At 64.9% G+C, this 13,306-nt stretch carries 9 protein-coding genes and 3 pseudogenes; 3 read left to right on the top strand and 9 right to left on the bottom strand.

Annotation, left to right across the window (positions count from 1 at the left end):
* Nucleotides 1-8: 8 nt before the first annotated feature.
* Nucleotides 9-4,760: a DEAD/DEAH box helicase gene (locus LF262_RS03730; RefSeq protein WP_235778900.1), complete on the bottom strand. Its 4,752-nt coding sequence runs from the start codon at nt 4,758-4,760 to the stop codon at nt 9-11.
* Between the two features lie 114 nt (nt 4,761-4,874).
* On the opposite strand from LF262_RS03730, the gene LF262_RS03735 reads away from it, so the two are divergent.
* Together LF262_RS03735 and LF262_RS03740 are read left to right on the top strand one after the other, a co-directional pair.
* Entirely contained in the window at nt 4,875-5,105 is a 231-nt protein-coding gene (locus LF262_RS03735; protein ID WP_235778901.1) for a helix-turn-helix domain-containing protein, read from the top strand.
* Entirely contained in the window at nt 5,102-5,407 is a 306-nt protein-coding gene (locus LF262_RS03740; protein ID WP_235778902.1) for a hypothetical protein, read from the top strand. The genes LF262_RS03735 and LF262_RS03740 overlap by 4 nt, the downstream gene beginning before the upstream one ends.
* A gap of 125 nt (nt 5,408-5,532) precedes the next feature.
* Here the strand turns inward: LF262_RS03740 and LF262_RS03745 are convergent.
* The 7 genes and pseudogenes from LF262_RS03745 to galU form a co-directional block, all read right to left on the bottom strand.
* Nucleotides 5,533-5,804, bottom strand: a pseudogene (locus tag LF262_RS03745) (ISL3 family transposase); the annotation flags it as partial.
* A 109-nt stretch (nt 5,805-5,913) separates the two neighbouring features.
* Nucleotides 5,914-6,624: a hypothetical protein gene (locus LF262_RS17065; protein ID WP_235778903.1), complete on the bottom strand. Its 711-nt coding sequence runs from the start codon at nt 6,622-6,624 to the stop codon at nt 5,914-5,916.
* Nucleotides 6,625-6,770: 146 nt separating this feature from the next.
* Nucleotides 6,771-6,944 (bottom strand): annotated as a pseudogene (locus tag LF262_RS17070) (hypothetical protein); the annotation flags it as partial.
* A 23-nt stretch (nt 6,945-6,967) separates the two neighbouring features.
* Nucleotides 6,968-7,243 (bottom strand): hypothetical protein, encoded by a 276-nt coding sequence (locus tag LF262_RS03760; protein WP_235778904.1) that lies wholly within the window; start codon nt 7,241-7,243, stop codon nt 6,968-6,970.
* On the bottom strand, nt 7,236-7,814 hold the full coding sequence (locus tag LF262_RS03765; protein WP_235778905.1) for a hypothetical protein: 579 nt from the start codon (nt 7,812-7,814) through the stop codon (nt 7,236-7,238). Before LF262_RS03765 ends, LF262_RS03760 begins: the two co-directional genes overlap by 8 nt.
* Nucleotides 7,815-8,328: 514 nt before the next feature.
* A pseudogene (locus tag LF262_RS03770) lies at nt 8,329-8,598 on the bottom strand (CpaF family protein); the annotation flags it as partial.
* Between the two features lie 312 nt (nt 8,599-8,910).
* On the bottom strand, nt 8,911-9,804 hold the full coding sequence (gene galU / locus LF262_RS03775) for a UTP--glucose-1-phosphate uridylyltransferase GalU (RefSeq protein WP_235778906.1): 894 nt from the start codon (nt 9,802-9,804) through the stop codon (nt 8,911-8,913).
* Between the two features lie 742 nt (nt 9,805-10,546).
* Between galU and LF262_RS03780 the strand changes: the two genes are divergently transcribed.
* Nucleotides 10,547-11,881 (top strand): GH25 family lysozyme, encoded by a 1,335-nt coding sequence (locus LF262_RS03780; protein WP_235778907.1) that lies wholly within the window; start codon nt 10,547-10,549, stop codon nt 11,879-11,881.
* A gap of 11 nt (nt 11,882-11,892) precedes the next feature.
* On the opposite strand, the gene LF262_RS03785 is transcribed toward LF262_RS03780, so the two are convergent.
* Entirely contained in the window at nt 11,893-13,302 is a 1,410-nt protein-coding gene (locus LF262_RS03785; RefSeq protein WP_235778908.1) for a polysaccharide biosynthesis protein, read from the bottom strand.
* Nucleotides 13,303-13,306 lie beyond the last annotated feature (4 nt).

Genomic DNA, 13,306 nt, shown 5'->3' on the forward strand with positions numbered 1-13,306 from the left:
TCCAGCCTCTAGATTCCGAGCTCCGGCAGCCCGTCCACGATCCGGTTGGTCTCTATGCTTACAGCCACGATCCGGCCGATGAGGTCGATGATGTATCGCGGTTCGTGATGCTCGCGGGACCAGTCGTTGGGGTCGTTGACAATCCCCGAGGCCTTGTCGATCCTGACCTGGTAGCGATCGAGAATCCAGTCCACGGCCGAGCGAGAGCCGAGCATGTACCGGTGGGCGTCCTCCGGTATGCCCTCGAGGGTGATGTGCCCGTTGTAGACGACTCGGGTCTTGTCCCATGCCCCGGCCTTGCCGCCGTACTTCATCTTCGTGACGGCGTACTTCGCGTAGGCGTCGGTCTCGAGCCCGGGTGCGGTCACGACCTCCGCGAGCGGGTACGGCTCTACGTCCTCGTAGCCAATGTGCAGCTCCGACAGCCTCCGGCCAGCCGCCGCTAACCCCTGGAACCCTTCGGCGCCGCGGGCCTTCGGGATGCGCGGGAGCATCTTCCGCAGGTCCGCGGCGAACCGCGTGCGGTACTCCGGGGAGTGCAGGAGCCCGTAAATGTAGAAGAAGATGTCATCCTTGGTTACCTCTGGGCCGTACGCAGCCCGGTAGTCGGCGAGGGCGGCGTCGGAGATGTTGTCGATCCGCTGCGGCCCCGGGAACGATGGCGCGAGATCATCGAACAAGTCGTCCGCGCCTTGCGCTGGTGTCGTGTAGGTGTAGCGAGGAAAGAACTGGCCCGTATGGAGCGCGTGCACGTTCGGGATCAAATCCGTCATGAGCGCCTCGAAGGTCGGGTATTGGGTTCCTTCACCAGTGAGGTAGATGCCGAAGTTCTCGCTCGAAGTTGAGGGGTAAATGCTCCGCAATTGGTACTGACGCTCATTCAGCTCTGCCTGGAACTGCACGACTAGGCGGTTGAAGGGTCGGTACATCCCGTGTCGTACAGCGGTGGGGTCGACAGTCACGGTCCGCCTCCGGTCAAGAAGTTGGCGGAGGCCACCGGCCCATGCGATTTGCGTGGGATCGCTGCTCACAGGTTTACCCGCCATGGCCTGCTCGACCTGGGAATTATAGAAGTCGACCATCCGCTCGACGTTCCGGAGCAGCTCAGTTTCGGAGGAGTTGTACACCCACGCGTCGCGGTTGGTCTTGAGTCCCGCGGAGTACATGTTGAATATGCTGGGGCCACCGCCCCGTGAGGAGATCGGGGTGAAGGTCTCGAAGAGGTCGTTGCGTTGGTTGGTCCAGTCGCCCTCGTTGTTGGGGGTGATGGTGTCCCACTGGAGGTTGGCGAGGGTGGCTTGGTCGATGGAGGCGAGTTTAGTCTTGCGGTCGAGGTAGTCGCCGATGTCGCGGTAGTGGAGTGTGCAGTGCTCGACAAGACCTGGCTTCTTGACGAGGATGAGAATTGCCACGGTCGCGCGGCTGCCAGAGTCGAAGATCTTGCCGCCTTCCTTGCGGCTCTGTTCGCCCGCGGTGCGCTGGTTGCCTCGGAGGTTGTAGACGTAGATCTCGTGGAACTCGCTCGTGAGCGTCTTGCGGAGGCCGTCCGCGGTATTGCCGTCGATGTAGCCACCGTTGGAGACATAGGCGACCATGCCGCCGTCGTCTGATGTCAGAATCCGGTTCGAGGCCCAGCGGATGGCCCGGATGTAGGAGTCGTAGAGGCTGTTCTTGTTCGTCGCCGTGGACAGGGCCGCATAAGTGTCGCGGATGGACGCATCGAGGTGGGGGTACTTGAGGTTGGCGTTGTTGTCGTTACCGCTCGTCTGGCCGACGGAGTAGGGCGGGTTGCCGAGGATGACGCGAATGTCGAGCGCGTTCTGGGCCACGACGCGGTCGTTGTTGGCGGTGAAGACGCGCTCGTCGAAGGTGTCGCCGTGCTCGGAGGACTGGAAGGTGTCGGTGAGGACAATCCCATCGAAGGGCACATACTCGCCCGTGCCGTCGTCATGGATGCCATGGAAAGTGGCCTCGATGTTGATCGCGGCGATGTAGTACGCCATGAGGAGGATCTCGTTGGCGTGGAGTTCCTGAGCGTACTTGCGCAGGAGGTCCTCGGGCTTGATGAGCCCGGACTGTAGGAGCCGGACGATGAACGTCCCGGTTCCGGTGAAGGGGTCGAGGATGTGCACGCCCGCGCCCGAGATTGAGGTGCCGAAGTCCTTCTTCAGGACGTCGTCGACGGCGCGGACGATGAAGTCCACGACCTCGACCGGGGTGTAGACGATGCCAAGGGACTCGGCGACCCGGGGGAAGGCGAGCTTGAAGAACCGCTCGTAGAGCTCGGTGATGATCTTCTGCTTGCCCTCGGCGCTCGAGATCCCCTCGGCGCGGACGCGCACAGAGCGGTAGAAGTCCTCGAGGGAGGCGACCTCGGCGTCGAGGTTGTATCCGTCCAGGATAGCGAGTATGGAGTCCATGACCTGCGAGACTGGGTTGTGGGCGGCAAAGGAGTAGTCCTCGAAGAGTGCCTCGAAGACGGGCTTGGTGATGAGGTGCTGGGAGAGCATGCCGATCGCCTCGGCCTCGGTAATGGAGTCGTTGAGGTTCCCGCGCAGTCCCTCGAGGAAGATGCCGAACTCCTCGCGTGGGCGCGGATCATCGCCGTGAAGGATGGTGCGGATGCGGGTAGTGTGCCGGTCGGCGATGTCCTTGACGTCGTTGGCCCAGTCCTCCCAGTACCGGCGGTCGCCGACCTTGCGGACCATGCGGGCGAAGATGGCGTCGCGCCACTCGTCCGCATTGGTCAGGTGGAACATCGCGGGCTGATCCCCGCCCGGGCGGGTAGTGCCCTCGTCGTTGTCCCCCGGGCCGCCGCCGATGCCGATAATGTCGACGGTCTTGTTGGACTTGGGGTCGAGGTCGATCTTGTTGACCATCGCCTCGAAGCGGTCGTCGTGGGCGCGGAGGGCCTGCAGGACGTCCCAGACGACCCGGTAGCGCTTGTTGTCGTTCAAGGCCGTCTCGGGGTCCTCTGTGGAGGGGACGGCGATGGGCAGGATGATGTAGCCGTACTCCTTGCCCTCGGCCCTGCGCATGACGCGGCCGACGGACTGGACGACGTCGACCTGTGAATTGCGGGGGTTGAGGAACAGGACCGCGTCCAGGGTGGGGACGTCCACGCCCTCGGAGAGGCACCTGGCGTTGGAGAGGATCCGGACGGAGTTGCCGTCGGCGGGCGCCTTGAGCCAGTCCAACTTGGCCTGCCGCTCGAGGACGTTGAACGTCCCGTCGACGTGTGCGCCCTCGAGCTTGAGGGCGTTATCGTCCTCGACGAGGAGCTGGCGCCCGATAACGTCCATCTCCTCGACCAGCTTCTTGGAGGTCTTGATGTCCCGGGCGAACGCGACCGCGCGGCGCATAGGCGAGATGTCGTTGATATCGAGCTGCTCGTTGTTGATCCCGCGCTTGGACAGGCCGTTCCAGCAGCCCACGATCCGGGCGGCGTCGTCGAGCTTGAGACCCTCGGTATCCGCCAGGACGCCTTGGAAGGACCGGCCCACGGATTCCTCGTCCACGGCTAGGACGAGGACCTTGTAGTCGGAGAGGTGGCCCATCTCCACGGCCTTGCCGAAGCCGAGGTGGTGGAACTCGGGCCCGTAGGTGGCCTCGTCGTCCATGGAGTAGACGGTGACGTCGTCTTGGGCGGCCTTGGCCTTGGACTCCTGAATGTAGATCCTCGGCGTCGCGGTCATGTACAGGCGCTTGGCGGCCTTGAGGTAGCCGTTGTCGTGGACTCGGGTGAAGGCGGAGTCGTCGGTGCCGGGCTCGGTGATGCCCGTGGTGCGGTGGGCCTCGTCGCACAGGATGAGATCGAAGTCCGGCAGGCCGGCCTTCTGAGCCTGCGCGATGACGCCGATCGATTGGTATGTCGAGAAGACGACCGTGAGGTGGTCCTGGCCCGTCGAGATACGGGCACGGTTCAGCAGCAGTTGCGGGTCCGTAGTGGCGGGGAAGCCCAGGTCGTGGACTGAGACATCCTCGGACTCCTTGCGGCCCACCTTCGAGTCCGAGCAGACCGCGAGCGGTCGCAGCGGCACCTGCGCCTGCGCGGTCCACTCGTTCAGGGTCTGCTGCAGCAGCGCGATCGACGGGACGAGGAAGAGTACGGTCCCGCCCACCGGGACCATCTCCTCGACCAGCTTGAGGGACGTGTAGGTCTTCCCGGTGCCGCAGGCCATGATCAGCCTGCCCCTGTCACTGGTCTTGAAACCGCGCACGACGTCAGAGATCGCCTCGCGCTGGTACTTCCGGGGCTCCTTCCCCGGGGACCTGCGCATCGCCTCGGGGCGGTCGAGGTCGAAGACCGACCAGTCGATCGTCGAGTCTGCCAGGTCTTGCAGGCGGATGCGCTGCACATCCTTGGACTGGCCCCCGAGCGCCTCCTCGGCGTGACTGGACCACTTGTCGGTCGTCGAGACGACCAACCCGTGCCGAAACTCGACCTTGCCCATGGCGGTGAAGAATGAGTCGATCTGCTTCTTGTTGAGCGTCCGACGGGGGTCATAGAACTTGGCCTGAATAGCTGTCAGCTCACCCGTGTACCGGTCCCGGGCTATAAGGTCGATGCCCGTGTCGACCTGGCCGTTCCGGTCCGGCCACTCGTTCCAGAGCCACACGTCCGAGAACTGTTCCGCATACTTCGGCTCCAGCTCGAGGTACCGCTTCACGAGACGCTCGAACTTGGTTCCCTTGTCCCGCGCGCTCGTCGCGGTGAAGTAGAGCCGATCAAGGACGCTCGCAAATGTGGTTGACCCCATGAGGGCCATCTTGCCTGAGAATGGCCTGGAGCGGGCGCTGGTAGCCTGAAACGATCCCACCGGGTCCATCCGAGCCACCTGCGGCGCGCGGACGCCAGAGGGTAGCCTCGGCCCATGGATGAACCCCGCTTCCTGACCATCGCGCAGGTCGCCGACACCCTCGCCGTAAAGGAACCCACCATCAGGTCGCTCGTCAAGTCAGGCGAACTCCGCGCCTTCCAGATCGGCGGGCAGGGCATCTGGCGCATCGGCCACGACGACCTCGATGGCTACATCGACGCGTCCTACGTGAGGGCTCAGGATGCCATCATCGCAGGTGAGCTCGACGTCGAGGAGGACCAGTGAGTTACCGGCTGCGCACCCCCGAACAGGTCGCCGAGGAGCTCGGCCGTGACGAAGCGGGCGAGCTCCACCTCCCTCCCCTCGCGATACGTCGCCTCGTGCGCGAGGGAAAAGTGAGGGCATTACGTGGTCCTCGCAGCAAGGTCCTGTTCGACGACGCCGCAATCCAGCAGATGCTTGAGGCCCTCCGCGAGCCTGGAGGCGGTAGCGGGGTTGACCTCGACGCTGAGCCGGACTGGGAAGAGATGGGCAACCCCTTCAACTTCGCCACCATAGCCGGGCGAGGCCGCGGGCATCGAAAATGACCAACAAGCAAGGCAACGGCGGTCGGTCATGTTCCGCAGCGGCTATCTGCCATCGAGGCGAACGCCTGGTAGGAGCGCTCGTGGAGAAAGCCGCCACGCTCCTCGAGGACGCGGCAGGACTCGTCGGCTCTGGGCTCGGGCGCCTTTGAGGTGTCCTGGCGCCACACGTGCCCGCAGCCCGGGCACCGGCGCACGCGCACCAGCAGGACCGTCGGGAGCCACCCGAACGGCTTTGGGCGGGCTGTCGTGCCACTGTGCCCCGCGGGACGCCCTGGGCACCGCAGCGGCGGCACGACGGGTTCGCCTGGGCCACCCGGCGCTCCTGCACCGAACAGTCCGACTCCGAACGCTGGCCGACGCCTTCGAGTCCGAGGTGGTCAAGGCGGCAGAACGTGATGAGACAGGCGCAGCGATGCTAGCCCGGGACACGTCGAGGTCTTCCCGATGAGCGGCGTAGGAATACCCCTCCTGGCTGAATGTCCCGTGGGCCTAGACATCCTCTCCAACTAGCTCAGCGCCTCCGGGCCCGAGGGACGCCGCACCTCCACTGCCTTCAGCGCTGTCCCTTCGCCCGGTCCTTGGCGACCGGTTACGCGCTCACCGACCTCGCCGGACAGGCCGTCGGGCCGGGGGCTGACCCACCACCAGATGAAGTCCGAGGCGTGCTGGAGGTCCCTGAAGCCGGCGCCGACGAGCTCGACCAGCAGGTCGTTGCTGCGCTGGATGAGCTGGCCGATGCTCAGGCCGGTCTCCTTCGGGGCGGGGAGCTCGAGGCCCCACACTGTGCGGGTCACTCCCTGCTTCCCGTGCTCCCCGGTGTACACGAGGTACCTCATGTACTCCTCCGGGTAGACCACGCACAGCACCTTAGTCAGGATTGCCTCCTTGAGGCCCTTCATCTCGACCGGCCTGCCGTTGATGAGCTCCGTGAGCCGGTCCTCAAGCGCCGCTGGCTGCTCGCCGCGGAGCAGGTAGTCGATCACCTTGCGCGCCTGGGTGGCGGCTGCCTCGTCCCCCATCTCGTTCCATGCCGTGTTGAAGACGGACATGTTCCCGATGCGGGCGCCAACGCTGCTGTTAGCGAAGGCCTTCAGGTCCCGCGGGTCGGCGTCCGGCAGGCCCTCGGCGCTGAACACGTGCTGGTACTTCGCCCAGTAGGCGGCGACGTTCTCCGACTCTGGGTGTGCACGGAGGAACTCGGCCTTGCGCTGCTCCACCAGGGCCAGCCGCGCGGGTCGACGTCGCCTGCCTGTGGGAAGCGTCTGCCCGCCGCCTGCCGTGTGGGCCTCCGAGCCGTGGGTCGGTCCGGGGCGCCGCGTAGCCATTCGTGCCCGCACTGCTCGCACTTGATTTTCTTCTGCGTCCCGGTCAGCTTCTCTCCGAGTACGACGTGGTCGTCGGTGCCGCAGTTGGGGCAGCCGAGGTCTGACAATGATCGGCCTCCATGAATGCGCGTGGCCGTTTCTGCGTCGGCCACCCTCACGCTACCGCGTCGAGCCGGCGAGGCGCCGCTTCCATTCCGCACACACCCTGACATGACCGCCGCGCGGCCAGGCTCCCCTACTGGACAGCTTCGGCTCCGGCTGCGCGCCGCAACGCGCGCTGAAAGACGGCCACGAGCCGATCCAGCTTCGCGGGATCGAGGTCGGCGCTGTGCCCATGGGCCAGCTGCCCCCGGGCCCTCCACCAATGCCTGACCTCGTCCTCGGTGGTGTCGGTGATGCCAAGGCTGTTGAGGAACGCGACGATGTGCGCCGCCGCACCGGCCTCCCTGGTGTTCCGAACGCTGTCGAATATGCGGTCGGTCAGGGCCCCTAGCCCCGCTGCGTCAAGCACCGGCTGGAGGTCCTTCCTGAGCTGGCGTCGGGTGGGGGGCGGTGAGCCTGGCTGAGACGTCTGGCTGGGCCCCGAGGGTGCCCACGGCGAGGGCTTCGAGCCCGATCACGGCCAGGAGCCACCGGTTGGTTGGCCGGTCCGAGAGGACGATCAGGTAGTTCAGCTCCAGGCAGTTGCGGACGTACTCGGGGAGATGGTCTCGGCGGCCGAAAAGTGCGGCTTCGGTATCGAGGTCGCCTTTCTGCATGACGACGTCGATCCGGCTCTCCACCGTTATCGCCCCCGGCGGGCGTCCGAGCTGGGTCACCTGGACGCCGCTCGTCCGGAGCTGGAAGGTCCCGCCCCACGCAGCCAGGACAGCCACGAGGTCGTCGACGATGCGGACGGCGTCCTCCTTCGCTGCGAGCCGATCTGCGGACTCAACTTCCACCTCCGCGGCGGTCCCGCTATCGCCCGTGACGATCCGGGCCCCTCCGGGGAGGTGAACCGCCGGGAGGGCCATGCTTGAGTGGCCTGAGAGGCTGTGCCTGACGACCGGCTCGATGGGGACCGAAACGAGGAACTGGGACATGCACCCGAGATTACGGCCGACAGCGCACAGTCGGTGCAGACCGGGGCGGCCTGAACAACCTCTCCATCCGGCTCGCGAAGACCGGGGACCCAGGGGCCCTCGAGCCCATCCAGGACGCCGTCGCCCTCCGCCGGGAGCTCGCCGCGGCCGACCCGCCCGCCTTCACCCCCGACCTCGCCGCGAGCCTGAACAACCTCTCAAACCGGCTCGCCGACACCGAAGACCGCCACGGGGCCCTCGATGCCATCCAGGAAGCTATCGCCCACTACCGCCCCTCGCCAAGGCCCACCCCGCCGTCTTAAGCGGGCCTCTCGGCCGGGCCATCAGGCTCGAGGACACCTAATAGGCGAGCTCAGCCGCCGTCGGAAGTGACTCACCTCAGGATCGGACAAACTCCAGGCCTGAAGTCTGGCTTCCTCACGTGTTCCCCCCACCTCGTACGACGACAGCGCGACGCCCCCTCGCCCTCTAAGGTGCGAACCAGGGGGTGCAAGAGCAACACATAACGAATCTAGTCCGGCGCGTTGAGCCAGATCTCCTCGATGCTCGGGTCATCAAGGAGCGGTTGAATTGGCCCGAAACCGGCGACCGAGTCGAGGAGGCTCTTGCGCGCGACATCGAGGGAGCCGAGCGGTGGGACTGCGCCCAAGAGGGCGCGCTCGTCGTAATCCACGACAGCCTCGTCCACGAGTCGCCGCACAGCGGCAGTCTCCCCCAGGGGATCGAGGCCACGTAGCCTGATCAGCTCACGGACCTCGCCCTCGACAATGCGCAGTGCATCCACGGTTCCCCCCTTGGTGCGCCGCCCCGGACCCCCTGCCCGACAGCAAGACTCAGCCTAACGGATTCTGTAAACGCCCAGTGAATCCGCGACGACTATGTGGATAACCCTGGAGGACCTGCTCCCGGGAGGGGTTCAGCGTTCTGGTGTTTCAGGCTCGAGTGCGGGCTTGCTGCTCGGGACATCCAGCGACGCCGTCGCCCTGTTCCACAGGGTTGTTGAGGAAGCTGACGTGGGCGTGAAACAGTAACTGCTTGTCTCACATTCAAATCGTCCTAGAAAAAGCCTGATTGGGAGTGGAAGGGGCCGCCGCCGTCACAGAGCGGCCGAGAACTCCTTGAGCCAAGGGCGCAGCTCGGCCAGGTCCTCACGCTCGACGGCGAGCGTCACCACCGCCTTGAGGTAGGAAAGCTTGTCACCAGTGTCATAACGGCGGCCACGGAACACGACCGCATACACTCCGCCGCCATCATCCTCCCGGGTAGCGAGTTCCTGGAGTGCGTCGGTCAGCTGGATCTCCCCGCCGCGCCCGGGCTCCGTGCGCTCGAGGACCTCGAAGACGGCCGGGTGCAGCACGTAGCGGCCGATCACCGCAAGGTTGCTGGGCGCCTCCGCGGGTGCGGGCTTCTCGACGAGGCCGTTGACGCGCACGTGGTCCTCGCCCTCGATCACGGTAACGTCCGCACATCCGTAGGCGGAGATCTTCTCAGGCTCGACCTCCATGAGGGCAATGACGGAACCGCCCGTGGCTTCCTGGACACGGATCATCTCGGCGAGCAGTCCATCCTGCGCATCGATGAGGTCGTCGCCAAGAAGTACGGCGAACGGCTCGTCGCCCACGTGCCACTTGGCGCACAGGACGGCGTGACCGAGGCCTTTCGGGTCGCTCTGACGGACATAATGGATGTCACCCAGATTGTTCGACTCCTGAACCGCCGCGAGCCGACGCTCGTCGCCCTTGGCCTCGAGGACTGCCTCGAGGGTGGGGACACGGTCAAAGTGGTCCTCAAGCGCTCGCTTGCTGCGACCGGTCACCATGAGCACGTTGTCGAGGCCCGCTCTGGCGGCCTCTGCGACGACATACTGGATGGCCGGCTCGTCGACGACCGGAAGCATCTCCTTCGGCATCGCCTTCGTTGCCGGAAGGAAGCGGGTGCCGAGTCCAGCGGCAGGGATCACGGCCTTGCTAATGCGTGCAGTCTGGGGCATGGGCGTAGCCTACGTGACGAACCGAAACGGAAGGATCAGCACCCGGAGGTTTCGCCTCCCTGCCCGGGATTGCTCAGGTTGTAACGTACGGTGCGGCGCACGCGCCTCGATGAGGTGCGATATTCCGGCCCAAGAATTGAGCTCGACGGCGAGAATGGCGCGGAAGCTGCGGCCCTCGACCGTCCCTCGCGACGGCGCAGATGCCACATCAAGGCCTCACGATCGGTGCCCCAGAGGTTGTCCTGGCGGCAAGGGTTCCCCACCGACAACGACGTCCGGGGCTCGCGCCATGAGGTTGGCCAAGAGCGGTCAGGGTACCCGACGGGCCTGCTCGACGGCTAGACCCGGCACCTCCCCTAATGGGCTTTTAACGCACATTCTCTTCCTCAGGATTCTTTACACAAATCACCTCATTCACATCAGCACCATCTGTGTTAGGCTCGCCAAGCGCCACAGAGTCCTTGACTCCTGAAGCTCTTGGAGATATGCCATGCCGCTGACGACCTTCACACGCCGCAGAGCCCGCGCCCTGTCCGCAGCGGCTCTCAGCACGGTCCTAGCGGGTGGTATTCTGATGCTCCCCGCCGGAAGCGCGATCGGCGACCCCACCCAACCCACACCGTCTGCGCCGGTTTCTTCTGCAACATCTGCGCCGGTTTCTTCTGCAACATCTGCGCCGGTTCCTTCTGCAACAGCGGAAGCCGCCCGTACGCCGTCATCCGCTGCGCCAACACCTCCAGGTATGAGGGATCCGCACGAGGCTGGCCGCGACCCCAAGGCGCGCGAGGCGATGAAGCGGGCGATCGGACCCGGTGCGAAGATGGGCCAAGCGAACCCCGAGTCGAAAAACAAGGGCGGAAACGCCGCTAGGGGCTTGGCCGTGCAGGTCCCTCTGATCAACACGTGGCAGCCGTCTTGGGGAGTACCCGGCGTCGACGTGAGCTCGTGGCAGGCCAGCAATGGAGTTGACAGCGTCAACTGGCGGGATTTGTGGAATCAAGGAGTCCGGTTCTCATACGTCAAGGCGTCGGAGGGCAACTACTACTCGAACGAGGTCTTCGCCCAGCAGTACTCCAACTCGCAGTCCGTGGGGATGATCCGCGGGGCGTACCACTTCGCGGTGCCGAACTGGTCCTCGGGCGCCGATCAGGCGAGGTACTTCGTCGCCAACGGCGGTGGCTGGTCGCCCGACGGCGTCACGATGCCCCCGGTCCTCGACATCGAGTACAACCCCTACACTGGCCGGACCATCAACGGCGTAAATATGGGCGACACGTGCTACAACATGGGCGGCAGCCAGATGGTGCAATGGATCGCCGACTTCTCGAACACCATGGTCAGCCTCACCGGCCGTCGGCCCGCGATCTACTCGACCACCGACTGGTGGTCCAGATGCACCGGCAATTCCGGCGGATTCTCCAACAACCCGCTGTGGATCGCGGCTTACAACAAGTCGGGGCCCGGGACTCTGCCAGCAAGTTGGAGCAACTTCAGCGTATGGCAGTACAGCTCCGACGGGCCATTCCCCGGAGATTCCAACGTATGGAACGGCGATTACGCAGGCCTCCAGCGGTTCGCGACATATGGCGACACCGACCCGAGCGCTTCTATGGCAACGGCATTCACCGGGAATCTGGGCGGACAGACCTCCGGGATCATCTGCACCCTGACTCAGGCCGGGTGCTACCAGGGCTTCCAGAACGGTGCAATCGTGTGGTCCCAATCCACCGGCGCCCAGCTCTCCCTCAACGGGCCCATCCGCGACGCATGGGGCGCCTCCGGCTTCCAAGGCGGCCCGCTCGGCTACCCCACCACCGGCATCATCGGCGGCCTGGTCAACGGAGGCACCTACCAGAGCTACCAGAACGGCGCCATCATCTACTCCCCCGCCACCGGCGCCCAGATCTCCCTCAACGGGCCCATCCGCGACGCATGGGCGTCGACCGGATACGAACAAGGACGGTACGGGTACCCGACCTCGAACGACACCTGTTCGCAGGGAGCGACATCCTGCTCCCAGTTCTTCGAACACGGATCGATCTCGTGGAGCCAGCAATCGGGAATAGTCCTCCAGTAGGCTTCAGCCAGTCAGGGTATATGCGTGGGCTGGTCCGGAGTCGACCGCTGCAAGGCCCTTCGAAGGATCAAGGCCATCAAAACAACACTGAGCAGTCCCGCGACACATTCGACCACCGCCGTCGGCAGGCTCCCTGGAAGCATGGTCAGAATTAAAGCGGCCACCGCGCTGAAAACAGTCAGCAGCAGGGCACCAATCACGTAGCGCGCCGATGACCGCGCCAGCGCCGCCCAAGCAACGAGTACGCCGAGGACTAGAAAACCCAGCGCGTGTACCCATGCGATCGCAACCAGATTACGCATTGTGGCAAAGGGCAGCGCGACAATGGCTGCGGCGACGGATACAAGCGGCGACACAATGCCGAGGATTCGCGTGCGGCCATCGATATAGAGTTGGTTCGACGCGATGAGGAAAAGCCCATAGCCGACCGAAAGGGTCGGCAGCGCCTGCGCAATCTTGCCGGCCACCTCTGGATCAGTCGAGAGCACATAGGCACCCAGAAGGCCTGCGCTCGATGCGAGCAGCGCCACGAGGAGGCCGACGGCGGTGGCAGCGCGCATTGCCGCTCTCAGCGATGCACGCTGATATTCGCGCACCGCACCCATCATGTCCGTCGCCCATGCGTTGTTCAGGGCATTAAGCACCGTCACAGGCCCCAGCGCGAAGATCAAGACGGTACCGTACCGACCCGCATCGGTAATCGACGCGGACACGGCCAACAGCCATACAGCGCCCTGGGTCAACAGCATCAGTGCGCCCGTATGGGGCAGAAGTGGGAGCGCGATGCGGAGAGCATGACTGCCCATACTCAAAGCCGACCTCAGACCTACCGGTCGAGCGAGCATCTGTGCGCAGACGGCGGTACCCGCTACAGCCACGGCGTATGCCGTCATATAGAAGCTCGCTGACCGCGCCCACAGTAGGATCGCGGCCAGGCCGGCCGCGTTCGCGATCACCGACGAGCCAACGCTCAGTAGAACAAAGGCAACAGGGCGGGACTGAGCCCGGAGCAGTGCCTGAGCACCGAGAATCGATCCGGTGACCCCTATACACACCATCGCCGCGGTCAGCGATGCCACGCCTGACGAGGTCCCCCCGACCCCCAGAGTGACCATGACCAAAATGGCCCCGATGACAAGCGTCGCAGCGGACAGTACAGTGTGCATGGCCCGGGCCCGCGCTCTTCCATCGGAAGGATCGAACCACAGACGGGTGATTTCCAGAGGCAGCCCCGACGACAGCAGGACCACAACGACCTGAACCGTCACGACAGATGTCGAGACAAGGCCCCATTCTTCCGATGGCAGTATCCGGACCGCAAAAGGTTGTATGAGCAGAAGGCCCAACCCCTGGAGCAGTGACCCGGCAAGGTAGAGGAACGCCTTGTTCTGGGTCTTCCGCCCCACTCGGATATCAGTCACGCTC

The sequence above is a fragment of the Sinomonas notoginsengisoli genome (assembly GCF_021554725.1).
GTDB classification, from domain to species: Bacteria; Actinomycetota; Actinomycetes; order Actinomycetales; family Micrococcaceae; genus Sinomonas; species Sinomonas notoginsengisoli.

Bases quoted from the DNA above. Each gene is read 5' to 3' on its own strand.
- LF262_RS03735 (WP_235778901.1), top strand. From the start codon at position 4,875: ATGGATGAACCCCGCTTCCTGACCATCGCGCAGGTCGCCGACACCCTC.
- LF262_RS03765 (WP_235778905.1), bottom strand. From the start codon at position 7,814: ATGTCCCAGTTCCTCGTTTCGGTCCCCATCGAGCCGGTCGTCAGGCAC.
- LF262_RS03780 (WP_235778907.1), top strand. From the start codon at position 10,547: ATGAGGGATCCGCACGAGGCTGGCCGCGACCCCAAGGCGCGCGAGGCG.
- LF262_RS03730 (WP_235778900.1), bottom strand. From the start codon at position 4,760: ATGGGGTCAACCACATTTGCGAGCGTCCTTGATCGGCTCTACTTCACC.
- galU (WP_235778906.1), bottom strand. From the start codon at position 9,804: ATGCCCCAGACTGCACGCATTAGCAAGGCCGTGATCCCTGCCGCTGGA.